Below are 23,382 nucleotides of genomic sequence, written 5' to 3' on the forward strand. Positions count from 1 at the left end.
CGCCGTGAAGCACCTTCCCAAACACCTCCGGCCGCGGTGGCGGTACCTCGCCGTCGGGATCGAGACGTGGCCCGACGCCGAGGTCGGGCGGCGCGCGTTCCAGCGCGCACTGTGGTACAGCGCCGGCAACCTCCTCGGGGACGCCGGCAGCGCCGACGCGGACCTCACGCTTCTGTCGTTCGCGCACGCCGACGGGACCGGGGAGGCGGTCGTCCGGGTCAGACACGGCCACGTCGACGAGGCGCGCGCGGCGGTGGCCTGCGTGAGCGAGGTCGACGGCAAGCCGGTCGGAATCCGCGTGCGGGGGATTTCGGGGACGGTACGTGCCTGTGAGGAAAGATATATGGGTCGCGCGACCGCCAGTTCGACACAGCGAGACGTCGCGTTCGAGGGGTCCGAGCGGCCCGCGGTCGTGCGCGGAGACGCGTGCGACGTGGAGACCGAGTCGGACCGCGTCGGCGCGACGACGTTCGACACCGAGTGATATCATGCAGGGCCAATCCCAACAGCAGGCGTACGACCGCGGCATCACAATCTTCTCTCCGGACGGCCGACTCTACCAGGTCGAGTACGCCCGGGAGGCGGTGAAACGAGGGACGGCGAGCGTCGGGATCCGCGCCGAGGACGGCGTCGTCCTCGCGGCCGACAAGCGCGCCCGCTCCCCGCTGATGGAGCCGGAGAGCATCGAGAAGCTCCACAAGGCCGACGACCACGTCGGCGTCGCGAGCGCGGGCCACGTCGCCGACGCGCGCCAGCTCATCGACTTCGCTCGCCGGCAGGCGCAGGTGAACCGCCTCCGCTACGGCGAGCCCGTCGGCATCGAGACGCTGACGAAGAACATCACCGACCACATCCAGCAGTACACGCAGGTCGGCGGCGCGCGCCCGTTCGGCGTCGCGCTCATCGTCGGCGGCATCGAGAACGGCGAGCCGCGCCTGTTCGAGACGGACCCGTCGGGCACGCCGTACGAGTGGCAGGCGCTCTCGATTGGCTCCGACCGCAGCGACCTCCGCGACTATCTGGAGACGGAGTACGAGGAGGGCATCTCGACGGACGAGGCGGTCGGGCTCGCGCTCGACACCCTCGCGCAGTCGAACGACGGCGAGCTGTCCCCGGACGGCGTCGGCGTCGCGACGATCACCGTCGACGACCCCGAGTACGCCGAGCGGCCGGTCGACGAGATCGAGTCGATCCTCGACGAGCGCGACCTGCTCGCGACCGACGAGGACGAGGGCGACGACGAGGAGTAGCGCGGGCCAGCGCGGCACCGAAGCGACTACTTTTGCGGCCGCGAACGCCGACACATGAGCGACGACGCGGTCGATGTTGCCGACGCCGACCGGGGACTCGGCGAGTCACCGCTTTCGGACGGGTACGAGCTCCGCGAGACGACCCCCTCCGTCGAGGCGTTCCGCCGGCTCCGGCGGGAGGCGGGTATGACAGACCGGTCCCGGGAGGCCGTCGAGCGCGGGCTCCCGAACACGACGTTCGGCGTCCACGTCGTCGAGACGGCGTCCGGGTCGACGGTCGGAATGGCGCGGCTCGTCGGCGACGGCGGGTCGGTGTTCCACCTCTCGGACACGGCGGTCGCGCCGCCGCATCAGGGCCGGGGGATCGGGACGGCGATGGTCAGCGCGCTCGTCGCGTGGCTCCGCGCGAACGCCCCCGACGGCGCGTACGTCAACCGCTTCGCGGACGTCGACGGATTCTACGAGCGGTGGGGGTTCGAGCGGACCGCGCCGGCGTCGAAGGCGATGGGGATCCGGACCGAGGAGCTGTAGCCGACCGGGACGCGGCGGGTCGGCCGCGCCCGCGTCGGGAGAGTTATTGCGTCGGAGACAGACCGGAAACGCGTGCAGAAGACGGCACTCATCACCGGCTGTTCCTCGGGCATCGGTCGCGCCGCGGCGCACGCGTTCCTCGACGAGGGATGGACCGTGTACGCCACCGCGCGGAACCCGGCGGACATCGAAGCGCTCGGCGAGGCGGGCTGCGAGCTCGCCACGCTCGACGTCACCGATCAGGACGACATCGACCGCGTGGTCGAGCGGATCTTAGACGAGGAGGGCGCGGTCGACGCCCTGATCAACAACGCCGGCTACGGCCAGTTCGGCCCGGTCGAGGACGTGACCACGGAGCGGGTCCACGAGCAGTTCGACGTGAACGTGTACGGGCCGCACCGACTGATCCGGGCGGTCCTCCCGTCGATGCGCCGCGAGCGCGACGGGACCATCGTCAACGTCTCCTCCGTCGCGGGGCGGGTGTCGATCCCCGGCGGCGGCGTGTACAGCGGGTCGAAGTTCGCCCTGGAGGCGATGTCGGACGCGCTCCGCAACGAGGTCGACGACCTCGGCATCGACGTGGTCGTCGTCGAGCCGGGGCCCGTGCGGACGAACTTCTCGAAGCGCGCGGAGTCGGAAGCCGACCCCGAGGAGCGCGAGGGGATCGAGCGGACCGAGGCGTACGACGAGTTCTACGCGATGTTCGAGGACGCGCAGCTGATCGGCGGCGACGGCCCCGGCTCGGTCGAGCCGGAACTCGTCGCGAACGCCATCTACGACGCCGCGAGCGCGACGCAGCCGCCCACGCGGGTCCAGCCGGGCACCGTCGCGAGCGTCGGCGTCCTCGCGCGGTTCCTCCCCGACGCCCTGATCGACAAGGCCTACGGGTTCATTCGGAGCTTCACCTCGTAGCGCGGGCGCGCTCCGGTCGAGCGGCGGCGGCGGGTCACCCGTCCGCGTCGACCGCGAACGGGCTCTCCCCCTCCCGCCAGTTCCAGCCGGGGAGCCGCGTCTGGAACCCCGCCGCGAGCGCGGCGTCGAGGTCGTCGGCGCCGGCCGTTCCGGCGCCGGCCCCGTCCGCCTCGGCCGCCGCGTCGCGGTCCACGTGCGTGTCCGCGACGTGGAACGTCGCCTGCGCGAGCAGCGAGAGGGGACGGCCGCCGGCGATCGTCGCCGCCAGCTCGCGCCCGAGGACCTCGTCGACGACGAAGCCCGGGTAGTCGCCCGCCACGTCGAGGTCGCGGAGGAGCCCGACGCAGGCCGCGACGTTGACCGCGACCTCGCCGTCGGCGAAGACGGCGTCGACCTCGCGGCGGTAGGCGTCTGGCGCCACCTCGTCCACCGTCGTCTCGAACCGTCGACCGAGGCGGTCGCGGGTGTCGTTGAGGACCGGGACGACGACGTCGGCGCGGTCGCGGACCCAGGCGTGTTCGTCGCGGACCGTCTGCGGCGTGACGCGCATGGGCGGCGTTCGGCCGCCCGGGGCTTGCCCTTTGCGAAGGCTTTTATAACGGCGGGGCAGTAGCCTGAGACAAGCGGGTTTTCGCTGGCTGTTCCCGCACGGAACACTACGGACAGTACTTCCACTATGCCTACCCGTCACGGTCGACCGATCGGCGGCGTGTCGCGGCGCGACCCGCGGCGCGATTCGACGACGGCGGCCCCGACGACCCGCAGTGAGATATGAGTCAAGTCGACAAGCAACTCGATACGTTGAAATCAGAGATCGAACAGGAGATTCCGAACGACATCACGGTCACCGACGTGAAATACGAGGGACCGGAGCTGGTCGTGTACACGCGCGACCCCAAGCGGTTCGCCGGCGACGGCGACCTGATCCGACGGCTGGCCTCGAAGCTCCGAAAGCGGATCACGGTCCGCCCGGACCCGAGCGCCCTCTCGCCGCCGGCGCGGGCAGAAGACGAGGTCCGGGACGTGATCCCGGAAGAGGCCGGCGTGACAGACCTCGACTTCCACGAGGACACCGGCGAGGTCGTCATCGAGGCCGAGAAGCCCGGCATGGTGATCGGCCGCCGGGGCTCGACGCTCCGCGAGATCACCCAGGAGGTCGGGTGGACCCCAGAGGTCGTTCGGACGCCGCCGATAGAGTCCTCGACCGTCTCGAACGTCCGCGGCTTCCTGAAGAACGAGCGCGAGGAGCGCCGCGACATCCTCGAACGGGTCGGCCGGCAGATCCACCGCGAGGAGATGTCCGACGACGAGTGGGTCCGGATCACGACGCTCGGCTGCTGCCGCGAGGTCGGCCGGGCGGCATTCATCCTTTCGACGCCCGAGACCCGGATCCTCATCGATTGCGGCGACAAGCCCGGCGCGGAGGGCGAGGTGCCGTACCTCCAAGTGCCCGAGGCGCTCGGCGCGGGCGCGGCGACCCTCGACGCGGTCATCCTGACCCACGCCCACCTCGACCACTCCGCGCTGGTCCCGCTCCTGTTCAAGTACGGCTACGACGGCCCCATCTACACGACGGAACCGACCCGCGACCTGATGGGGCTGCTCACGCTCGATTACCTCGATGTCGCCGCGAAGGACGGGCGGACGCCGCCGTACGAGTCCGCACAGGTCCGCGACGCGATCAAACACACCATCCCGCTGGAGTACGGCGACGTGACGGATGTCGCCCCGGACGTGAAGCTCACGTTCCACAACGCGGGCCACATCCTCGGCAGCGCGGTCACCCACTTCCACATCGGCGACGGCCTCTACAACGTCGCGTTCTCGGGCGATATCCACTACGAGGATACCCGCCTGTTCAACGGCGCGGTCAACGATTTCCCACGCGTGGAGACGCTCGTGCTTGAGTCCACCTACGGCGGCCGCAACGACTACCAGACCGACCAGGAGGACTCCGAGGAGGCGCTCAAGGAGGTCATCAACGAGACGTACGAGCAGGGCGGGAAGGTCGTCATCCCCGCCTTCGCGGTCGGGCGCTCACAGGAGATCATGCTCGTCTTAGAGGAGGCGATGCGCGAGGGTGAGATCCCCGAGATGCCCGTCCACCTCGACGGGATGATCTGGGAGGCGACCGCGATCCACACCACATACCCCGAGTACCTCCGCGACGACCTCCGAGACCGCATCTTCCACGAGGACGAGAACCCGTTCCTCGCCGACCAGTTCAACCACATCGACGCCGGTGAGGAGGAGCGGCAGGAGGTCGCCGACGGGGACGAGTGTATCGTCATCTCCACCTCGGGGATGATCGAGGGCGGGCCCATCATGTCGTGGCTCCGCCACATCGGCCCCGACCCGGACTCGAACCTCGTCTTCGTCGGCTACCAGGCGCAGGGAACGCTCGGGCGCCGGATCCAGAACGGCTGGGACGAGATCCCGGTCGACGGCTGGGGCGGCGGGAGCCGCGGCGACACGCTCACGCTGGAGATGGGCACCGAGGTCGTCGACGGCTTCTCCGGCCACGCCGACCGGCAGGGGTTAGAGAACTTCGTGAAGACGATGAACCCCCGCCCGGAGAAGGTGCTGTGCGTCCACGGCGACGAGAGTTCCGTCCAGGACCTCTCCTCGTCGCTGTACCACGACTACAACATGCGGACGTTCGCGCCGAAGAACCTGGAGACGTTCCGGTTCAAGTAGGCGCGCGGCGAGGGGCGCGAGCGTCTTCGGGGACAGCCGGAGGGCGGACGCGCTCCGCCTCCCGCGTATGGGAGTAGTTCCGGGCGACATCGACGCGGCGCCGGGACTCGGCGGTCTCGTCCACCTGCTGTTGATCGCGTGGGTGTGCGTGACGATCGCGGGCGCGATGCCGCAGTTCGTCCCGGTGTGGTCGGGGACGACGCTCGCGGACGGAGCGCCGGTCCCGGCGGTCGCCGGCGCGTAGCCGGTGACGCTCGGTCGCTCCGGCGCGGGTCGGACGGCCCGCGGCGGCGACGGTTCGGGCGACGAGGCCAGCGCTTAAGCGACGCCCCCGCGACTCCCCTGTATGCGCCTCGCGCTCATCGCTCACGACGAGCTGAAAGACGAGATGGTCGCGTTCGTCGAGTCGCACACCGACGCCCTCGGCGAGTGCGAACTGGTGACCACCGGGACGACCGGAAAGCGGATCGCGGAGGCCACGGGCCTCTCCGTGAACCGGCAGGCCTCCGGTCCCTTCGGCGGCGACCTCCAGATCGGCGGGATGATAGCGGGCGACCAGATCGACGGGGTCGTCTTCCTCCGCGACCCGCTGACCGCGCAGGCGCACGAGCCGGACATCTCGGCGCTGCTGCGGGTCTGCGACGTGAAGGACGTACCGCTGGCGACGAACGTCGCGTCCGCGGAGATGCTCGTCGACGGGCTGCTCGGCGGCGATTCTCTCGACTGATACCGCCGACCGCGGAGATTTAACCCGGCCGAACCAAGGGTCGACAGATGACTCGCCCCGCAGGAACCCGCGTCCGCGCCCTCGCGTTCGCGTTGCTGCTCCTCCTCGCGACCGTCGGCGCCGGCGCGGCCGCGGGCCAGCCCGCGGTGTCGGAGCACGCCGCAGGGTCGGAAACGGTCGTTCGCTTGGCGGCGGCGGGCGCCCACGCGTCGGTCGCGGGGGCCGCGGGCGGTCCGGGGACCGTCGGCGCCGAAGCAAACGCGAGCGGGAGTCGGGTCGGCCCGATCACGCGGTGTTTCGCCGGAACAGGGTACCCGATCGCGATCGGCGGCGACGAGGGGAGCGCGACGATGGAGACGGTGATCCACCTCTCCGTACTCACCGACCCCGCCGCGGGCAACGAGTTCGGCGTCGAGACAGTCGGGCGACTCGGCGGCGAACCGATCGTGACGCTCGCCGCGGGCGTGCGACTGACCGCGCGGCAGGCGATCGCTGACGGAGACCCGTTCGCGGCGTTCGACGTGCTGTACACCTACGAGCTACGGTTCCCGATGTTCACCGGGTCGGTGGGCGACGCCGACTACGAGGACGACGGATCGCCGATCGGTTCGAGCGCCGGCGCGGTCGACTGCTGACGGGCCCCTACCGCTCGACCGCGTCGTCGTCCGGGGGACGAACCCCGCGGACGAGCGACAACACCTCCCGTCGGGTCGCCTCGAAGTCGTCACCGCTCGGGTACGCGCCGCCCGCCAGCAGGTACTCTCCGGCCTCCCACACCGCGAGCAGCGCCTCCACCGAGACGTGTTCGCCGTCGACCTCGCAGCGCCCGTGGGACACGGTGAGCGTCGCGCGCGACGCGTCCGGATCGTCGACGTCGATGCGTCGCTCGTCGCGCCGCGCGAGGCCGGTGATGTCCCGCTCGGCGAGGCGGTCGCGGAACCCCTCGCGGGCCCGCGACTCGACGAGCCGCGTGAGCGCCGGGTTCGGTCCGGTCTCCGGCGAGACGCGGAGTCGACTCGCGAAGAAGAACGGCCGCGGCGGCGGGGTCTCGCGCTCGTAGCGCGCCGTGCCCGCGGTGACCGAGACCGGTCCCGCCTCGAAGGGGCGCTCCGTCGCCTCCGCGACGAGCGTCCAGCCGTCGAGGCGGTCGCGGGGGACGACCGGTGGCTCCATGGACTCGTATCTCTCCGGACGGGAATAAAACGGACGGGCAGCGGGAGGCGGTCAGAGGGTCGAAGAGCCGGTCAGTGGTCGTCTTCGCGCCACTTGTGTTCGCACTCGGTACAGACGAAGAACCGGGTCTCCGACTCGTCGGCCGCGCGGATCTGCTGCATGTACCAGTACGCCTGATCGTTGTCGCACTCGGGACACTGCGCGGTCGTCGTCGGGAGCCCCTTGTCCTCGGCGTCGCTCACGTCGACGATCTCGGACTCGACCTGCGACTGGGTCGTCCACTCGTCGTCGCCGTCCTCGCGCCCGATCTCGTACCCGCAGGAGTCGCACACCCAGTGGTCCTCGCCCGCGCCGGATTTCATCATGGATCCGCACTCGTCGCAGAACTTCATGCCCGAACCTACCGCGGATCGTATATAAACGGCGGGATCGCAGACGGACGCCGGGTGGAGGCGTTGGCGAGCGCCGGGAAGAGTCGCGGGCGGACGCCGACCGGGCCGCCGGCGTCTCCCCCGTCATTCCACGTCGACGTGTTCGGCGAGCGCGAAGCGGACGCGCTCCTCCTCGGGCCCCTTCGTCTCTCGACCGGTGACGACGACCTCGCCGATGTCGGACGTGTTCGCGACGTGCGTCCCCGCGCAGGCGGTGCGGTCGTACGGCTCGTCGCCCTCGTCCGCGCCAGCTATCTCGACGATCCGGAGCTCCTCGATCGAGTCGGGGAGGAGGTCGATCCGCGTCCGGTCGGTGTCGAGCGTCGCCTCCGCGGTCTCGCGGTCCATCGTGTAGCTCGACACCGGTCGCGCGTCGGCGACGAGCTCGTTGAGCCGCGCCTCGATCCGGTCGAGGTCGTCGTCGGTGAACCGCTCGTAGGCCGCGTCGAGACGCGCCCGGTCGGCGTACAGCTGGTTCCCGGTCGTCTGCGCGTCGAACTCGTCGAGCAGCAGCGCCGACAGCAGGTGCTGTGCGGTGTGGTACCGCGAGTGCGCCACGCGGCGGTCGGCGTCGATCTCGCAGGTTACGTCGGTTCCCGGCTCCGGGAGCGCGGGTGCCTCGTCCGAACTACCAGCGTCTCCGGTCGGTTCGACCTCGTGGTGGACCGTGTCCGCCATCTCGGTGTCGACGACGCGCCATGGAGCGTCCCCGTCGCCGTCGGTCGCCCGGATCGTCCCGGTGTCATGCGGTTGCCCGCCGCCGGTCGGGTAGAAGTGGGTCCGGTCGAGGACGATCCGGGCCGGGTCCGAGAGGACGCGCTCGACGGTCGCCTCGAACGTCGTCACCGCGTCGTCCGCGAGGTAGAGTCGCTCGGTCACGGATACAGGAAAGGTCGCCGCCGAAATATATCCACGGCTCGCCGTGGCCGCTTCGGAACGCACCGGCCGGAAAGCCATCCCGCGGCGGCAGAGTTGGGCACCCTCATGTCTCTGAGCGGCCGTGTTGAATCGCCAGACAGCAGCGGGGTGAGCCGCTAAATAAAGGGGGGTTGAAATGGGAGAGTCCAGTTCGACCTTCACAGGGTACTGGGGCCTGATCCACACCAGTAGTTATCATACGCAATACTTTGACCGAAAGCTTATCAATTTCAGATTGACGACGTTTTCATAACATCCTGCCGGGGCACTTGATGCTGCTTCGTCGAGAATACCCATGACACCGCCCACCACACCTCGAAGACGGGAACGAGGGCAGTCGACCCTCATCGGGTTCGTCCTGTTGATCGGGATGATTGTCGTAGCAGCGTCGGTAACTCTCTACTTCGGAACGGCCATGATGGGCGATCTCAGGGGCGAAATTCAGGGGCAAGACGCGGAACAGACGATGCGGGAGATTGACTCCCGGCTGAGTGAGGTCGCGTTCAGCGACAACCTCGAACACACGCTCGCTTTCGACCCCAGCGAGGGGCAATCGGTACGCGTCGCCGACAACGCGGAGATGGTAATCGAACTCGACGGCGGCCCGAGCTGTACCCCGTTCGTGATTCCGATGGGATCGCTTCACTACGAGAGCGACGGTTACTCGACCGTCACCTATCAGGGCGGTGGGATCTGGAAAGGGACGCCGAGCGGCAACGAGATGATCTCACCCCCCGATATGGAGTACAAGGACGGAACGCTGACGTTTCCGTCTGTGAATATCAACGGCAGCGCCGGCGGACAGGTGGAGACGCTCCAGGCAACCAAGAACCTCGAATACTCTCGTGAACGGTCTCGCGAGTACTCTCAACTGATGGCGAACTGTTCGAACGCGTCGCAAATGACCGTTACCGTCGAGAGCCGCTACGCCGACGTGTGGGGCGAATACCTCGAAAGTGAAGTCTCGACGAATTCGACGTACGACCTCGACAACGCCGATCCCGACGACGACTCGGTGACAGTAACGATCTCCGAAGGCGTGGACTTCGGCGTCGGGGGGAATGAAAGCGAAATCAGCGTCTCGGAGAACGCGACTGTCTCGACGACGGTCCTGGGAACGGAGGTGTCCAGTCAGACACCCATCTGGTGGGGCGGTATGCGAAAATACTGGGCCCCGGTTACGATGGGAGTCGTAACCGACGACGAACAGATGCGGCCGTGGCCCGACGGACCGTACGATCCCGGTGACCCCGTCACCGCCGAACAGAACCTCAACGACCGAGAGACCCAGCTCTCCGAGTGGACTCACGAGTTCGAAGTCGAGGCGGGAGCGACAGTGTCGATCCGAGCGACGCAGTGGTCGTGTGCCGATTACGACTACGCTGGGGCGGACACGTACGACGGAACGACGTGGTATCACTACAACTGCGACGATCTCGGCTCGGTGAACCTCCGCACGGACGCGTCGGCGGGTGAGAACCCGGAGAACGTCAGAGTGCTCAAGAACGGCGACGAGATGCCGGTGATAGAGACGAGGTACCGGCAACGCAACGCCGAAGAAGTTCTCGGCCCACTGCTCAACGAGACGGGACACCTACAGCTAGAGGACAACCAAGTGGTGTTCCTCTTCGAGATCACTGACCCGGACGCCACGTGGGAGGGCGCGAAAGACGATATCGGCGATCCCAATTACAACGACGCGATCGCACTCTTGGAGATAGAGGACCAGGAGGGCAAGGAGGTCGCCGGCGGGTTCGAGATCAGACTGACGACGAACGAGGTCATCATCGAGACCGCCGACAAGTGAGTGAATCGCTCAGCCGATCGAAATCGAACCGCTCGTCTCGGACTTGACCGGGCCCTGCCGTCACGGGCCTGTTACGGCAAGAGCCCCACCGTCACCTTGGTCGTCCGAACGAATACGGTATCGGCCTCGCACGTGTAGCCCGCCGCCGTCTGGTTCCATCCCTCGCGTTCGGCGAACCACCCTTCCCAAGCTTTCTCGTGGCGTGACTCCTCGACCTGGATCGTTACGTTTTGGGCCACGTCGGCCTCGTTGACGACGGTCCCGTTTTCCCGCCTCGGATAGTATATTCCGGAATCCTGCTTCGCGACCGTGACCAGTACCGATCCGTCCACACTCGTCGATGTGACGTTACCGCGCGGATCGATCTCGACCAACGAGATGATCGCCTCCCCGTCTCGACACGTCACGGTCGGTGGGCGTGACACGAATCCGTAGCCGTCGTTCGTCCGTAGGACCGCCCCGTTCTCGTAGCTTATCTCGGTCTCGTCTTTCGTGTACGAGAGTGACCCGGTTCGGACGGTCTCCGCGAACGTCCCGTTATCGAGTCCAACAGACACGGTGAACCTCGCGGTACGGTCCAGCGATAGCGTGCCTCCCGAGAGTCGGAACTCGCCTGCCCGTGTCGGGGCGTTTCCCCGCTCGATGTCGTGAAAGTTCTCCGCGAGCACCGACATCGCGCGCTCGGTGTTGTGTATCTGTTCCTCCTGTTGTTGTTCGGTGATAGCGGCGAATCCGCCGGTGTACACGGCGCTGACAGCGAGTAGGATGAGTGAAAACGAGAGGACGAATCCGACCATATCGCTTACGGCGCGCTCGTTCGCAGTCATGGCTACACACGCTCCACGCGGACCGCGGTCCCGTTGTGAACGAGTCTGATCTCCCCTCCGAAGGCGGTCGACTCGACGGTGTCGATGTCGTCGCGGACGGGGATCACGACCGGGGCTTCGATCGCCCGCGATTCGAGCACGAGGCAGGCGTCCGACCGACAGTCTCCGTAATTCGATGTCAGTCGCACTCGGTAGCGCGAGTTCACGACCCGCTCGGGATGTGACGTCTCGACGGTCATCGTCGAGTTCGTCGGGTCGGCGACGCGGTCCAGTGCCGTGAGTTCGGTCCCGATCCGTTCTCCGATCGTCGTGAGTTCGCCCTCTACCGCCCGCTCACGCTGCGTCTCGACCGCGCCGCCCGCAGTGATGATAAGCCCGGCGATCAGCACGGAGGTAATCCCCATCGTGAGAACGTGTGTCAACGCGACCGAAACTCCCCGCCGGTCGCCGCGAAGCCGGTCTGTTACACCGATGCCTTTCATTCCGAATCACCACCGATCCGAACCGTTATCTGCGACTCCGCAGACACTTTGTCGCTCACGTATTCGACATCGACGACGGCAGTCGACAGCTCGCGGCTCACGTACGGCTGACCGTCACCCGGGTCGGTGTGGAAGTTCCCGGAATCGACGTCGCTGGCCTCGTCGACGAGGAGATGATACGCACCGTCGGACCGGTGACCGTTTTCAACGCGAAGGTCGTACGGGGCGTTCAGTCCTGGAGCGAACGCGAAGCGCTGGGTCCCGTTGATCGCTCCACCAGTGACGTTCACCCGAGTCGCGTTCCCCGAGACCGACTCACTGACCGTGGTTCCGTTGTCGTACGTGACGTCGACGCTGACGGTATTCGACGGGCCTTGGCTAACGTTGAGGCGCCAATCGCCGCCGTCTTCACCCCTGGCGATGAACGTCGTCGGCGTCGGGCTCCGCGGTTCTATGACGAGCTCGAACGGGGTGGATTCGTTGAACGTCGCGTCCTCCACGAGGGTCCAGTGGCTTTGGTTCGCCCGCGAGAGGACGGCTCGTGAGCGGTTGCGCTGCCGAAGAACCTCCCTTTCGAGTTCGGACGCGCTCTCGTTCAACGTCACATCAAGATACGCCGGCCGCCGGTCGACGATCTGCTCCGCCTTCCGATCGCTGTAAACGGTCAACGTCGCGTTCAACTCGTGGATGTCGACGTAGCCGTCTCGTTGTTCAAGCCGGTCGGTGAGGCGGTCGACATCCGTTCGAACGACTTCCAACTGTCGCTCTACCTCGTTCATCTCCCCGAGAGAATTTCCGGGATTGGTGTTTTGGGTGTAGATTGTAGAGTTCAGCACGACGACGAGTGCCAATAGGCTCGCTGCCATCACGACCGCCCCCACGAGCATCAGTTGACCGCGGTCGTCGAGTTTCGGGATCACCAGACGATCACCCGAACTTCGACCACGTTTACCAAGGTCGGGTCGTCGAGGTCCTCGGCGTAGAACTTCGAGACGTTCCCCCCGAGGGTACCGCCGGGACTGTGTGTCAACTCCATCCCGTCGTGAAGCGCTATCGAACGGGTCGCGGTGACCGCGTTTCGACCGGGAGTTCCTTGGACGAACAGCGGCTCCGTCTCCGTCGTCTTCCCCTGCGTCTGATAATCCAGATAGACGTTGTACCGATAGAACCGGGAAGTGAACGTCTCTTCGAGGAGAAGGCACAGCGTGAGTGGCTCGTCCGCTATCGTGTCGGGGCAGTCATCGCCGGGCTGGTACGCGGTCGGCCACCCCGATTGTCCGTCTTGGGAGTCCCAGTACAGTGCGGCTTCACGAAGCGCGTCCCGCTCGTGAGCGGTCGCGAGAACGTCGTCCGTCTGCGTCCCCAACTGTGCCATTGTGTCGCGATCGATCGTTCCGGCCGTTGTGGGGGTAATTACCACCGCAGTCGTCGCTAACAGTAGCGCCGTGAGGATCACGACTGCGGAAATAACGCCTTCGAGAGTGTACGCTTGCCCGCGATCCGCGTCGGACGGCGGTCGCCGTTTCGGCGGACCGGCTACCATAGTCGCACCTCGATACGACAGGTGGCCGTACAGGTGTGGTTCCCTACGTAGCCCGACTCCGGGACGACGACGCGTGTCGCAGCGGCCGTGGACTCGCCCTGATACGGTGGACCGACTGTATGTTGGACCGTCCCGTTTCCGTCGACGAGCGTCACGTTCACCTCACTCTGTTCGGCCGTCGGTATTCCGTCTAAGTTAGACTCGTTCGCGAAAAACGAGTCAGTGCCAGCGCCGTCGAGCACGTTCTTCGAGTCTGGTTGAGTGATCTCCGCGAGGACTTCGGCGGCGTACCTATCGGCCTGTGCGGTCTGTGAAGCGTCAACAGGCGCCGTAAACGGTGTGAAGAGAGTCGGGATGAATCCCACGACGAACGCAGTCGTGAGGAGAAATATCGACACCCCGATGACGTAGTCTTGGAGCGTCTGGCCGCGACGATCCGACGTGAGTCGCTTCGATTTGCGAGGTGGGGTCACTTCGAGTTACCTTACGATCGTTACGGAGGGTGTGTGCGTTCCGCGGGATGGTCGCTGGTGTTATACATCCGATTTCGGTCGGACAGAGGACCGACCTCGGAGAGAGTGGCTCTGTACGAGATAGGACATTAGCTAGTATTCGGACGGAGTCGATATATAAAAACCGCGTTTAAATTATTAATTCTAGTAAATTACAGACAACGCCCTCGGGGCGATCTCACATCTGCGAGAAGTTTGTGGAGACCCGAGTAGAGGATGCATTTCCCGTTGTGACCGTCCCATCGGTAAATGTCGGTACCCCGTCGGGAGGCGTGTTAAATTGCCATACAGCAGCGAGGTAGAGCACTAACTCAGAGGGGCTGAAGCGCGAGACTCTTGTCACTTACCACCCAAATTTCCCGCTTTATCGAGGAGGTTGTGTCGGTTGTTCGAAGAGTTCCCGGCGATAGAGGCGAATCTACCCCCCTCCCCTCCCCAGGATGGTGGCGGTCAATTCGTTGACTACGTACTTGCTTTCCTCCGTTGTCTCCAGATTCATCCCGATGCGTCGTACCGCATGACGATCGACTCGCCCAAGGAGATGGTATAAATGGCTGAGGAGGTCGGCCGCTTCGAGGCCGATCCCCCCGCGCCGTCTTCGTTCTCCGACATCCCGACGACGAAGTCGAGGACCGTCTGCGCGCGGTCACCCGACATAGATCCACACCCCCAGCGCCAGCGTCATCAGGACCACGGCGTACTTGACGCCGGAGACGAGCTCCGCGTCGCGGATGTAGCCGCTGATGAACCCCGAGAGGATGGCCTGGATCGTCACCGCGTGGAAGAAGAGCATCGAGAGCACGTCCGGGTCGACGCCGCCGCCGCCGCCGAACCCCGCCCCGCCGGCGCTCCCGCCGCCGTCGCTCTGGGAGACCAGATCGCCCATCACGTCGATGAACTGGGTCTGGAGAATGGCCATCACGCCGAGCAGGGTGATGTACGTCATCACGATGATCGCCACCTGCATCCGGGTGCGCGACTTGCGCTCGCGCTCGATATCGTCCTGGTTCTCCGAGGCCTGCGCGGCCGTCGTCAGCACGTCCGTGATCTGCGAGGAGGCCTCCTGCGCCTCGGCGATCAGCTTCACCGTCCGGGCGAGTCGGGGCACCGCGTACGAGTTGTTGAACTCCACTAAGGCGTCGCGCAGGCTCATACCGTAGTTCACCTTCGCGTGGATCACCTCGAACTCCTCCGCGAGCTTCCCGGTCGACGTGTCCGAGACCGTGCGCACGGATTCGAGCAGCGTCTGCCCGGTGTCGTTCGCCGAGGAGAGCTTCCGGAGCGTCTCCGAGAGCTTCCCGGTCACCGCCCGCCGCGAGCGCTGGTGCCACTCGTAGAATACCCCGAGCGGGATCATCACGACGTAGGCGGGCACGTAGAGCCAGACGAACGCCGACCACACCGGCCGGGCGATCCAACCGTCGACCGTCGTCGGCGCCGAGCCGGCGGCGACCGCGACGCCGACCAATGCGAGCGCCGCCGGCACGGTCAACGCGAGGGTGTACAGGGGGTTCTCGCGCAGAAAGATGTGCGGCGCCGAGAGGATTTCCCTCGTCTTGTGGGTCCCCTCGCGGTCGCGAATGCGGTCGAAGACCCCGAAACTCCCGACGAACGACTCCACGAGCCCGAAGTGGAGCAGCCCCTCCCGACTCGTCTGCCGGAGCCGCTCGCTCCCGCCGTCGGGCTGGAGGTAACCGTCGCCCGGGTCGTCCTGTTTCACCGTCGAGACCAAGACGAGGAAGCCGACGCCGACGAGCGGGATGAGCAGGTACACCGTGACGTACAGGAGCCGGTCGTCGGCCTCGCCCATCATCCCCATGATGACGAGGATGATGATGAGGAGGAGCGGGAACAGGGAGAGCGTCATGTACATCTCGCCGAACAGCTCCAGTGTCTCTAAGGTCATCTCGCGCTCCTGTTTCGACGTGCGGAGGTGTTTCTCCTTTTTGTCCTTCAGGAAGCCCTCCATGTCGCCGCCGGAGTTGACGATAGAGAGCATGTCGGCGAGGAACTGCGAGAGCTCGTCGGAGGGGGTCTCCAGCGACTGCTGGCGGATCGCGTTTCGGTAGTCGGTCCCGAAGTACTCCGTCTCGTTGACGATGCTCTGGAACTCGCGGGACACCTCCCCGTAGGTGTCCTCGGCGGTCGCCATCGCGCGGAGGATCTCGAGCTGGTTGAGCCCGCCGACCGATAGCGCGTACATGAACGACACCGAGTCCGCGAGCAGGAGGTTGATCTCGCGCTTCCGCGAGGAGGCCCGCGAGTACGGGACCGCGACGAGCCCCCCGAACCCCACCGCGAAGCCGATCGAGCCGAAGACGAGCCCGCTGAGAAGCACGGCCGTCGGCACGACGAGCGAGCGCAGCGTCGCCTGAACGCCCGGCGTCGGCGCGGGGATCCCGAGCGAGAGCGCCTCCGGATCGATCAGCCCGAGCGAGAACACGCCGTAGCCGACCAGCGTGCCGAGCGCCCAGAGCGCCCCGCCGACGAGGAGGCCGACGGCCAGCGCCAGCGAGACGTACATCTCGACCTGGTCCGGCATCCGCGCCTCCGCCAGCTTGCGCTCCACGTCCGCGACGAAGTCGCCGTCGGCGTCGAACAGCAGCTCGAATATCGGGTAACACAGCTCTGCGAGCACGTTCGCGTCCACGCCGCCGTCGCCCGCGTCCACGTCGAGGCTCACGGCTCGGCCCTCGCGACGGACACGGCGCTACCCCTCCTCCGCGGGCTCGACGGCGCCGAACCCCCAGTCGTCGATGTCGTCGGTCGCCGCGCCGTCGGCGTCGTCGGCCGAGGCGCTCTCCGCGTCGTCGGACTCCGCCTCACGGTCATCGGAGTCCGCCTCGCCGCCGGAACCGACCGCGCCGCCGTCGGCCTCCGCGTCGGCGGTCTCGTCCGTTTCGGGGTCGGCGGCGCTGAACCCCTCGCCCACGTCGGCCGACGCGTCCCCCTCGGACCGCGCCGACGGGGCCGAGAGTACGTCGACCCCGTCATCGAACGGCTCGCCGAAGTCGATGTCCCCCGGCGCGCCGGAGCCGTCGTCGGCGGGAGCGGCGCTCGCTTCTGGAGTCCGTTCGAAATCGGCGTGACTCGGGTCGGTAGGCGGCTCCGGCGAGGAGTCGGCGGCGGGGTCGGGGTCCGTCTCCACGGGATCGCTTCGGCCCGAGTCCGAGCCGCTCGGCGCTCCGTCGGCCGCGGTCGCCTCCGTGGCCGCCTCGACGAGCGCCTCGCGGTCGCCCGTCGACTCTGCCTCGATGTCGCGGGCGTGGTCCATCTCGAGGAGCGCGTCCGCGACGGAGTCCGGCACGTCGCCCCGATAGGTCTCGAACAGGTCCTCGGCCGCGCCGAGTATCTCCGCGGCCTCCTTCTCGCCGGCCGCGTCCGGTGTCGGACGGGGGACCAGCTTCTCCTTCTCGCGGTCGACGTTGATGAGCACCGACTCCATCTCGCGGAGGTCCTCCAGCGACCGCTCCAGCTCGTCGTTGGCCATCAGCGCCAGCACCGTCTCCGGGTCGTTGATGAACGCCTGAAACGTCGCCGCCACCTGCGCGTAGCTGTTGAGTCCGCGGTCGATGAGGTACGCCAACACGACCCGACGTTTGCGAAGCTCCTCGTCTAGCATCGCCCGACTCCAACCGCGGTCGAACATGATGTCTTCGAGCGTGTTCGAGTCGCCCATCTGGAGGAACTCGTCCGTCTCTGCCTGCCACTGGAACACGTCTTGGACGTTGATCTCGTCGTTTTCGGCGTCGTAGTGGTTGATCTCGGTGATCGACTTGTTCCGGCGCACCTTCTTGCCCTGAACGCGGGTGGAGGTCTGGATGGAGACCAGGTCCAGCGCCGTGAACATTGTCTTCGAGACGTTGATCGGGTCGGTGGTGAACCGCTTGAGCACCTCGCCCACGGAGTCGGCGTGGAACGTCGTGTAGGTGGTGTGCCCCGTGGACATCACCTGGAAGGCGGTCCGCCCCTCTTCGCCGCGGATCTCGCCCATCACGATGTAGTCCGGTCGCTGCCGGAGCGCGGCCTCCAGCAGGTCGAACTCGTCGATGTCGCCCTTGTCGTCGTCGGAGAAGGAGGGACGGGTGACGGAGGCGATCCAGTTGCGCTGGGGGAGCTCTACCTCGCGAGTGTCCTCGATGGAGACGATCTTCGCGTTCGAGGGGATAAAGAGGGAGACGGCGTTCAGACTCGTCGTCTTCCCGGAGGCGGTACCGCCGGCGAAGATCAGGCTCTTGTGGTTCTCGATCGAGAGCCAGAGGAACGCCATCTCGTCGAGCGAGAAGGTCTTCCAGTTGATCAGGTCGATCGGGGTGAACGGGACGTCGTTGAACTGGCGGATCGTGTAGTTGGTCCCGTGGTCGGAGACTTCGCTCCCGAGCGTGAGCTGCGCACGCGAGCCGTCCGGGAGGGTGGCGTCTACCTGCGGCCGGCGCTTCGAGATCCCCTTTCCTGACCGCTGGGCGAGCTTCACCACGAAGTCGTCCAGCTCGTCGGTGCCGTGGTGGACGTTCGAGATGATCTGCTCGTACTCGGAGTGGTAGACGAAGACGGGGGAGTTGTAGCCGTCACAGGAGATGTCCTCGACGTTGATGTCGTACTTGATCGGGTCGATGCGCTCGTAGCCGACGAAGTCCCGCTTGAGGTAGTACAACAGCTTCTCGACCTGGTGCGCCGAGAGGGTCCGGGCGTCCTCCGCGAGGACGGCCGGCTCGGGGCGGGCGCTGATCTCCGGCGGGTTCGCCGGCGACTCGACCGGGGGCTCGTACCCCAGTGACTCCGCGATCCGCCCGGCGATCCCCTCTGTCGGGTCGATGCCGAACCGGTCGACCAGCGTGTCCGCGATCCCCCGCTCGTCGCCTTCGTCCTCGTAGAGCCCGTAGCGGTCGAGCAGCGTGCGCGCCTCCTCGACTATCACCTCCTCGCGGAACGACTCGTCGCCGCCGGCGATCGACTCGTCGGCGTACTTGATCGAGGTCCGGAGCTTGCCGGTGAGGAACTCCGTGAGGTCCGCCTCGATCTCGGTCCGGTACGGCTGGACGACGTAGTACTTCGCCTCGTTCTCCTTCCGCGACCGGAAGACGATGACGAACGCGTACGGCTTGTTCACCCAGTAGCGCTCCTCCTCGCGGAAGTGCGTCTTCTTCTGTATCGGCACCGCCTTCTCCAGGTCGTACCGGTTCGTCAGGGTGGTGTGACCCTCGTCGGTCGAGAAGAAGGCGTCCTCGTCGAGATCCGGGTTGACGTCGACGGTGCGCTCGTCGACGAGGTCCGCGAGGTCGGCCGCGGCCTCGCCGCCCGCGCCGAGTAGTTCCTCCGTGCGGTCTGGGTCGAAACCCAAGGCCTCCGTCTTGTCCTCGTGGGTGAACGACAGCGGCTCGTCCTCTCCCTCCTCGTTCTCCTCGGTCGGCCGGTTCCCGTCCTCGTCGAGGAAGAACTCCTCGCGGTAGTCGTCCCAGGTGTAGTACCCTTTCAACACGGGGACGGAGTAGGGGTCGTAACGGGCCGCGCACAGGTCCCAGAGGGCGTCGCCGACCGCCGCGGCGGCGCGGAAGCGGTAGTCCGTCTCGCTCGGGTCGAAGCCGAGCAGCGTCGCCGGATCGAACGCGACTCGGTCCCACTCCTCGGGGGTCGGCGGGCGGGACGGGACCGACTCGACATCGGCTCCATGCGCAACGACGACGCCGGAGACGCCCTCGCGACCGACCGACCGGTCGAAGACGGTTCGTGGGATCGGTTCCGCGGCCGCTGCGGTCTCGGCACCGGGACTCGATGTCGCCTCCACGCCGTCGCGTTCGTCCTCGAAGGAGAACGTCGCGTCGTCCGGGTCGGCGTCGGCATCGACCCCCTCTCTTTCTGCGTCGTCGGTGCCGTCGCCGCCTCTCCCGTCGCCGTTGGCACCGTCTCTCTCGCCTTCGGTCTCGTCCTCACCCGCGGCGGCTGCGGGCGGGGTCACCCGCCGATCGCCGGTCGGCACGACGGTGGCACCGCTAAGAACGACCGCGTCGGGACCGACGACGAGCGTCCCTCGATCCGGAGTGCCGTGTCCGGGAACGGCCGTCTCGCCGTCCGCCGCGAACGGCTTGTCGACCCCGGCGGTTCGGATAACCCCGTCGACGCCGTCCGGCAGGTGGAGGGCGACGGCGTCCGCCGGGACTACCGGCGCGTCCGGCACGTCCGCGTACACCCGCGCCGCTGCGTCCTCGTCCCCGCGATCAGCGAGTAGCGTCCGCCACGTGTACCGGTCGGTGACGACCGGCGAGCAGTCGTTCGGTCCGTCCCCCTCCTCGAAAATCACGTTCTCGAACGCTCGGTCGTCCGTTTCGTCTGTTTCGTCCGCCTCGCCCGTCTCGTCCGTCGATACCTCCTCAGCGCCTCGCGTCTCCGGTTCGGCAGGGTCCGCGTCCGAATCGGCTGACCCGGACCCGTCGGACGCCGATCGACCGCCCCCGGTGTCGGATTGGAGGGCGGATCGTTCGACATCCTCGTCGCTCATAGTTCCGGGAACGCGCGGTCCGTTGAAAAAGGTGTCTCGCAAAACACCGCGATTGATAATCGACCGCGGACGGGCGGATTTTAGTCCCCCGCGCGCCGACCCTCCGTCGTGTCACGCTCCGACAGGTTCCCGCGACTCCGCCGACTGCGTCAGCGCGCGGTCAGGCGGCGCGTCCGGGCGGCGATCGCCGAGGAACTGCTCGGAACCCCGCGGAGCCTCGCCGTCGTCTGCGCGTTTACCGCGTTCATGTTCGCGGTGGGAGTCGGGTACTACGCGCCGACCGCGGACGAGGTGCCGGTCGTCCTCTGGCCGCTGTACGCGGACTCCGCGGTCGCGGTCGCGCTCGGCGGCGGCGTCCTCGCCAGCGTCGTCCCGACCGTCCGACGCGGCGGCAGCGTCACCGCGGACGCGCCCACCTCTCGCGGACTCGCGTACCTCCACACGGTCGCGTTCGTCTGGCTGGTCCAGTTCGGGCTCTGGCCGCTGGTGTCGCTCAACCTCGCCGTCGGTCAGTACGTCTCCGCGCCCGACGCGCTGATCTACTACTGGGGCGTGATCGGGACGCACCTGTTGTTCGTCGGGCTCGCGCTCCTGTTCCCTGCGTTCGGCCGCACGACCCGCGGGGCGCTCGCGACCGCGCTGGGGCTCGGCGTCGCGAACGCCGTCGTCGACTACGGACTCGGATATCACCCGCCCCTGTTGTACGAGCCCGGCCCGGGCCTCACCGCCGCGACGCTCGCAATCGCGGTCGGTGCCGTCACGCTCGCGGCGCGCTCGTTCTGTCGGGTGGGTAAGGGACCGGCGTAGTACATCGTCTGAAACGGTAGATCCCCTACACGGTGTTAAATCACAAACAGGATACGCTGATCCGAGCGCAAGCGGTACGAAAGGGCACGGCGGGATCCACGCGAGCGAACGCAGTGGGCAAGCGTGGAGCCAGTCGCGCCCGTAGCCGAGCGAGGCGAAGGAACGGGCGCGACGGGATTCGAACCCGCGATCGAGAGGTTAGGAACCTCTCGCCCTGTCCGCTAGGCCACGCGCCCAAGACGGGAGGAGAAAACGGGACCGCGGTGATCGGTCGGCGTCGGGGACGACTTACGCGCTGGTTTCTTTGTCGGTCTCGGTCTCGAGGTCGTCGAACTCGTCGTCCTCGTCGTCGAGCGTCGAGTCCGCCTGCTCGCCATCTTGCATGTCTTTCAGCTCCTCTTCGACCTGTTCGCGCCCCTTCCGGAACTCGCCCATCGCCTGGCCGGTCGACCGCGCGAGCTTCGGGATCTTGTTCGCCCCGAACAGCAGGACCAGAACGAGCAGGATGATGAGGAGCTCCGGGCCCGCCGGAATGCCGCCGATCAGTGGAATCGCACTTATCATCTCTACTCCGCTCTAGCCCTGTGGCGACTATAGTCTTTTTGCCTTATCGGGTCGGCGCGGGCGCCGCGCACGGCCGCAGCGAACGCGAGCGAACGGCGCCGCCGCTCGGTAAGCGAATGGCTGAGATCTGTCGTCAGCACCCGAGAGGACCGAATCAGTCGGGACGCACGAGCCGTACGAAGTACCAGTCACCGTCGTAGCGGACGAGCGGAGCGACGCTCTCCTCCGTCGCGATCGCGTCGATGACGGCCGCGAACGCGTCGGAGTGCGGCGGGGCCTCCGCGTGCTCCGAGTCGATCGCCGCGTCGAGGACCGCGCGTTGGTCCGCGGTCGGGTCGTCGATCGATCGGCCGCGCTCCTCGCCGACGGCCCGGCGGAAGTCGCGCTGCGACGAGGCGACGCGGTCGGCGCGGACGGCGACGGTCCGCACCTCGACCGACCGCTCCCCGTCGAACGCGAACCGCAGCAGCTCGCCGTCCCACTCGACCCGCTGGTCGTCGTTCCCGGGGACGAACAGCGAGCGCTCTCGCCGCTCGGCGGACGCGTACGCGAACTTGACCCCGAACGGCGGGTAGTGCGGGGCGTGGACGAGCGACGCGTCCCCGAGCGCGTCGAGGACCGTGTCCCGGTCGTGGTCCGGGAGATCCGCGAAGGGGACGCTCGACGGGGGACCGAGGAGGAAGGAGTCGACGGCGTCGACCTCCACCGTGTACGCGTAGCCCGGTGCCGCGACGGAATCGACCGTCTCGGTTTCGATCCGGTAGTACTCGGGGCCGTCGGTGACGACGTACGGTGCCGAGACGCCGGGCCCGTAGTACCCGTCGACGGTCCCTTCTCCGCCGTCGATCGCGGTCCGGACGGCCGTCCGTCCCGCGTGTCCGACGAAGTCGACTGGGGTGCTAAACTCGTTTGAGACGCCGACCAGCGAGGCCTCGTCGAGCCTGAGCACCGTCTCCGTGCGGGGGGCGTCTCCGCCGTCGTCCGTGAAACAGCCCGACAGCGTCGTCAGCGATGCGGTCGCCGTGAGCAGTGCCACCGTTCGACGTGAGAGGCGGCGTGGAGGGCCGGACATCACCTGTCCTGCGTCGGTGGTACACTTAATTCTCCCCCCGGCTCGCCGATCTGGCGCCCTCCGGCGTCACACGACGCGAGTCGGTACCCGAGCCGGCGGCCGAGTGCCGCCGCCGAAACGGTGATACGCCCGGCCGACGACGACCCGGTATGCCAGACGTCGGCGACGACGCCCCAGACTTCACCGGATCGGTCGTGGACGGCGACATCGAGCCGTTCGAACTCTCCGAGCACGTCGGCGACGAGCCGGTCGTGCTCGCCTTCTTCCCCGCCGCCTTCTCGAACACCTGTACCGACGAGATGGAGGCGCTACGGGACGGGTTCGACCGCGACGACTGTACGCTGTTCGGCGTGAGCACCGACCTCCCGCACGCGCTCGTCGCCTACCGCGTTCAGTACGACCTCCCGTTCGCGCTCGTCGCCGACCCGGACCACCGCGCGGTCGAGGCGTACGACGTCGTCGAGGACTTCGCACACTACGGCGTGGAGACCGTCGCGCAGCGCGCGGTCTTCGTGATCGACGCCGACGGGACTGTGACGTATCGCTGGCTCGCGGACAACGCCGGGCAGGAGCCGGACTACGACGCGCTCGCCGAGGCGGTGGCGGACGCGGCCGCCTGACCGGAGGGCGAAC

At 67.2% G+C, this 23,382-nt stretch carries 25 protein-coding genes and 1 tRNA gene; 11 read left to right on the forward strand and 15 right to left on the reverse strand.

Translation table 11 applies throughout. The features are described from left to right. Positions 1 to 4: 4 nt before the first annotated feature. The 4 genes from Z052_RS09830 to Z052_RS09845 all read left to right on the forward strand — a co-directional run bounded on the left by Z052_RS09830 (position 5) and on the right by Z052_RS09845 (position 2,693). Positions 5 to 484 carry an Rpp14/Pop5 family protein gene (locus Z052_RS09830; RefSeq protein ID WP_094519398.1) on the forward strand — a complete coding sequence of 160 codons (480 nt, stop codon included), beginning with the start codon at positions 5 to 7 and terminating at the stop codon, positions 482 to 484. A gap of 4 nt (positions 485 to 488) precedes the next feature. After that, positions 489 to 1,250: an archaeal proteasome endopeptidase complex subunit alpha gene (psmA, locus tag Z052_RS09835; RefSeq protein ID WP_094494733.1), complete on the forward strand. Its 762-nt coding sequence runs from the start codon at positions 489 to 491 to the stop codon at positions 1,248 to 1,250. A gap of 54 nt (positions 1,251 to 1,304) precedes the next feature. Continuing rightward, positions 1,305 to 1,781, forward strand: a complete 477-nt coding sequence (locus Z052_RS09840) for a GNAT family N-acetyltransferase (RefSeq protein WP_094519397.1) — start codon at positions 1,305 to 1,307, stop codon at positions 1,779 to 1,781. Positions 1,782 to 1,853: 72 nt separating this feature from the next. Continuing rightward, positions 1,854 to 2,693, forward strand: a complete 840-nt coding sequence (locus Z052_RS09845) for an SDR family oxidoreductase (protein WP_241897920.1) — start codon at positions 1,854 to 1,856, stop codon at positions 2,691 to 2,693. Positions 2,694 to 2,727: 34 nt separating this feature from the next. Here Z052_RS09845 and Z052_RS09850 read toward each other — a convergent pair whose 3' ends face one another. Beyond that, complete coding sequence (locus tag Z052_RS09850; RefSeq protein WP_086219613.1) at positions 2,728 to 3,243, reverse strand: hypothetical protein; 516 nt, start codon at positions 3,241 to 3,243, stop codon at positions 2,728 to 2,730. 221 nt (positions 3,244 to 3,464) lie between these two features. On the opposite strand from Z052_RS09850, the gene Z052_RS09855 reads away from it, so the two are divergent. The 4 genes from Z052_RS09855 (at position 3,465) to Z052_RS09865 (ending at position 6,752) form a co-directional block, all read left to right on the forward strand. Continuing rightward, positions 3,465 to 5,390 (forward strand): beta-CASP ribonuclease aCPSF1, encoded by a 1,926-nt coding sequence (locus Z052_RS09855; RefSeq protein WP_049929494.1) that lies wholly within the window; start codon positions 3,465 to 3,467, stop codon positions 5,388 to 5,390. 67 nt (positions 5,391 to 5,457) lie between these two features. Next, positions 5,458 to 5,634 carry a hypothetical protein gene (locus Z052_RS20210; RefSeq protein ID WP_155120023.1) on the forward strand — a complete coding sequence of 59 codons (177 nt, stop codon included), beginning with the start codon at positions 5,458 to 5,460 and terminating at the stop codon, positions 5,632 to 5,634. 102 nt (positions 5,635 to 5,736) lie between these two features. Beyond that, positions 5,737 to 6,117 (forward strand): methylglyoxal synthase, encoded by a 381-nt coding sequence (locus Z052_RS09860; protein WP_049929493.1) that lies wholly within the window; start codon positions 5,737 to 5,739, stop codon positions 6,115 to 6,117. 47 nt (positions 6,118 to 6,164) lie between these two features. Further along, the gene (locus Z052_RS09865; protein WP_094519395.1) at positions 6,165 to 6,752 is read left to right on the forward strand and encodes a hypothetical protein; all 588 of its coding nucleotides are present in this window, start codon (positions 6,165 to 6,167) and stop codon (positions 6,750 to 6,752) included. Positions 6,753 to 6,759: 7 nt separating this feature from the next. On the opposite strand, the gene Z052_RS09870 is transcribed toward Z052_RS09865, so the two are convergent. From Z052_RS09870 to Z052_RS09880, 3 genes are all read right to left on the reverse strand, one after another. Then, positions 6,760 to 7,290, reverse strand: coding sequence for a hypothetical protein (locus Z052_RS09870; RefSeq protein ID WP_094519394.1), 531 nt, complete (start codon positions 7,288 to 7,290; stop codon positions 6,760 to 6,762). 71 nt (positions 7,291 to 7,361) lie between these two features. Beyond that, complete coding sequence (locus tag Z052_RS09875; protein WP_049929490.1) at positions 7,362 to 7,682, reverse strand: transcription factor S; 321 nt, start codon at positions 7,680 to 7,682, stop codon at positions 7,362 to 7,364. A 123-nt stretch (positions 7,683 to 7,805) separates the two neighbouring features. Beyond that, positions 7,806 to 8,600 (reverse strand): alanyl-tRNA editing protein, encoded by a 795-nt coding sequence (locus Z052_RS09880; RefSeq protein ID WP_086216495.1) that lies wholly within the window; start codon positions 8,598 to 8,600, stop codon positions 7,806 to 7,808. 334 nt (positions 8,601 to 8,934) lie between these two features. Between Z052_RS09880 and Z052_RS09885 the strand changes: the two genes are divergently transcribed. After that, positions 8,935 to 10,446 (forward strand): hypothetical protein, encoded by a 1,512-nt coding sequence (locus tag Z052_RS09885; RefSeq protein ID WP_141213560.1) that lies wholly within the window; start codon positions 8,935 to 8,937, stop codon positions 10,444 to 10,446. A gap of 71 nt (positions 10,447 to 10,517) precedes the next feature. On the opposite strand, the gene Z052_RS09890 is transcribed toward Z052_RS09885, so the two are convergent. The 8 genes from Z052_RS09890 to Z052_RS09920 form a co-directional block, all read right to left on the reverse strand. Next, positions 10,518 to 11,273 (reverse strand): hypothetical protein, encoded by a 756-nt coding sequence (locus Z052_RS09890; protein ID WP_129452384.1) that lies wholly within the window; start codon positions 11,271 to 11,273, stop codon positions 10,518 to 10,520. A gap of 2 nt (positions 11,274 to 11,275) precedes the next feature. Beyond that, positions 11,276 to 11,695 carry a hypothetical protein gene (locus Z052_RS09895; protein WP_198943834.1) on the reverse strand — a complete coding sequence of 140 codons (420 nt, stop codon included), beginning with the start codon at positions 11,693 to 11,695 and terminating at the stop codon, positions 11,276 to 11,278. A gap of 56 nt (positions 11,696 to 11,751) precedes the next feature. Then, complete coding sequence (locus tag Z052_RS09900) at positions 11,752 to 12,675, reverse strand: hypothetical protein (protein ID WP_086216498.1); 924 nt, start codon at positions 12,673 to 12,675, stop codon at positions 11,752 to 11,754. Continuing rightward, positions 12,672 to 13,130 (reverse strand): hypothetical protein, encoded by a 459-nt coding sequence (locus Z052_RS09905; RefSeq protein WP_086220379.1) that lies wholly within the window; start codon positions 13,128 to 13,130, stop codon positions 12,672 to 12,674. Before Z052_RS09905 ends, Z052_RS09900 begins: the two co-directional genes overlap by 4 nt. A gap of 161 nt (positions 13,131 to 13,291) precedes the next feature. Next, on the reverse strand, positions 13,292 to 13,771 hold the full coding sequence (locus tag Z052_RS09910; protein ID WP_141213559.1) for a hypothetical protein: 480 nt from the start codon (positions 13,769 to 13,771) through the stop codon (positions 13,292 to 13,294). A gap of 534 nt (positions 13,772 to 14,305) precedes the next feature. Beyond that, entirely contained in the window at positions 14,306 to 14,467 is a 162-nt protein-coding gene (locus Z052_RS20215) for a hypothetical protein (protein WP_155120022.1), read from the reverse strand. Further along, on the reverse strand, positions 14,457 to 16,493 hold the full coding sequence (locus Z052_RS09915) for a type II secretion system F family protein (protein ID WP_086220380.1): 2,037 nt from the start codon (positions 16,491 to 16,493) through the stop codon (positions 14,457 to 14,459). Before Z052_RS09915 ends, Z052_RS20215 begins: the two co-directional genes overlap by 11 nt. 27 nt (positions 16,494 to 16,520) lie before the next feature. Beyond that, complete coding sequence (locus Z052_RS09920; protein ID WP_094519392.1) at positions 16,521 to 20,306, reverse strand: type II/IV secretion system ATPase subunit; 3,786 nt, start codon at positions 20,304 to 20,306, stop codon at positions 16,521 to 16,523. 108 nt (positions 20,307 to 20,414) lie between these two features. Between Z052_RS09920 and Z052_RS09925 the strand changes: the two genes are divergently transcribed. Then, a complete protein-coding gene (locus tag Z052_RS09925; protein ID WP_049929479.1) occupies positions 20,415 to 21,113 on the forward strand; it encodes a DUF1405 domain-containing protein in 699 nt (232 codons plus the stop codon). A gap of 163 nt (positions 21,114 to 21,276) precedes the next feature. On the opposite strand, the gene Z052_RS09930 is transcribed toward Z052_RS09925, so the two are convergent. The 3 genes from Z052_RS09930 to Z052_RS09940 form a co-directional block, all read right to left on the reverse strand. After that, positions 21,277 to 21,349: transfer RNA gene (locus Z052_RS09930), tRNA-Arg, on the reverse strand. A gap of 52 nt (positions 21,350 to 21,401) precedes the next feature. After that, positions 21,402 to 21,677, reverse strand: a complete 276-nt coding sequence (locus Z052_RS09935; protein ID WP_049929478.1) for a twin-arginine translocase TatA/TatE family subunit — start codon at positions 21,675 to 21,677, stop codon at positions 21,402 to 21,404. A gap of 154 nt (positions 21,678 to 21,831) precedes the next feature. Beyond that, positions 21,832 to 22,749: a hypothetical protein gene (locus tag Z052_RS09940; RefSeq protein WP_094519391.1), complete on the reverse strand. Its 918-nt coding sequence runs from the start codon at positions 22,747 to 22,749 to the stop codon at positions 21,832 to 21,834. A gap of 149 nt (positions 22,750 to 22,898) precedes the next feature. Between Z052_RS09940 and Z052_RS09945 the strand changes: the two genes are divergently transcribed. Further along, a complete protein-coding gene (locus tag Z052_RS09945) occupies positions 22,899 to 23,369 on the forward strand; it encodes a redoxin domain-containing protein (RefSeq protein ID WP_049929476.1) in 471 nt (156 codons plus the stop codon). The last annotated feature ends 13 nt before the right edge of the window (positions 23,370 to 23,382 follow it).

It is taken from the genome of Halorubrum sp. C191 (assembly GCF_002727095.1).
Taxonomy (GTDB): Archaea; Halobacteriota; Halobacteria; order Halobacteriales; family Haloferacaceae; genus Halorubrum; species Halorubrum ezzemoulense.

Bases quoted from the DNA above. Each gene is read 5' to 3' on its own strand.
- psmA (WP_094494733.1), top strand. From the start codon at position 489: ATGCAGGGCCAATCCCAACAGCAGGCGTACGACCGCGGCATCACAATC.
- Z052_RS09840 (WP_094519397.1), top strand. From the start codon at position 1,305: ATGAGCGACGACGCGGTCGATGTTGCCGACGCCGACCGGGGACTCGGC.
- Z052_RS09850 (WP_086219613.1), bottom strand. From the start codon at position 3,243: ATGCGCGTCACGCCGCAGACGGTCCGCGACGAACACGCCTGGGTCCGC.
- Z052_RS09855 (WP_049929494.1), top strand. From the start codon at position 3,465: ATGAGTCAAGTCGACAAGCAACTCGATACGTTGAAATCAGAGATCGAA.
- Z052_RS20210 (WP_155120023.1), top strand. From the start codon at position 5,458: ATGGGAGTAGTTCCGGGCGACATCGACGCGGCGCCGGGACTCGGCGGT.
- Z052_RS09860 (WP_049929493.1), top strand. From the start codon at position 5,737: ATGCGCCTCGCGCTCATCGCTCACGACGAGCTGAAAGACGAGATGGTC.
- Z052_RS09865 (WP_094519395.1), top strand. From the start codon at position 6,165: ATGACTCGCCCCGCAGGAACCCGCGTCCGCGCCCTCGCGTTCGCGTTG.
- Z052_RS09870 (WP_094519394.1), bottom strand. From the start codon at position 7,290: ATGGAGCCACCGGTCGTCCCCCGCGACCGCCTCGACGGCTGGACGCTC.
- Z052_RS09875 (WP_049929490.1), bottom strand. From the start codon at position 7,682: ATGAAGTTCTGCGACGAGTGCGGATCCATGATGAAATCCGGCGCGGGC.
- Z052_RS09885 (WP_141213560.1), top strand. From the start codon at position 8,935: ATGACACCGCCCACCACACCTCGAAGACGGGAACGAGGGCAGTCGACC.
- Z052_RS09890 (WP_129452384.1), bottom strand. From the start codon at position 11,273: ATGACTGCGAACGAGCGCGCCGTAAGCGATATGGTCGGATTCGTCCTC.
- Z052_RS09905 (WP_086220379.1), bottom strand. From the start codon at position 13,130: ATGGCACAGTTGGGGACGCAGACGGACGACGTTCTCGCGACCGCTCAC.
- Z052_RS20215 (WP_155120022.1), bottom strand. From the start codon at position 14,467: ATGTCGGGTGACCGCGCGCAGACGGTCCTCGACTTCGTCGTCGGGATG.
- Z052_RS09920 (WP_094519392.1), bottom strand. From the start codon at position 20,306: ATGAGCGACGAGGATGTCGAACGATCCGCCCTCCAATCCGACACCGGG.
- Z052_RS09935 (WP_049929478.1), bottom strand. From the start codon at position 21,677: ATGATAAGTGCGATTCCACTGATCGGCGGCATTCCGGCGGGCCCGGAG.
- Z052_RS09940 (WP_094519391.1), bottom strand. From the start codon at position 22,749: ATGTCCGGCCCTCCACGCCGCCTCTCACGTCGAACGGTGGCACTGCTC.
- Z052_RS09945 (WP_049929476.1), top strand. From the start codon at position 22,899: ATGCCAGACGTCGGCGACGACGCCCCAGACTTCACCGGATCGGTCGTG.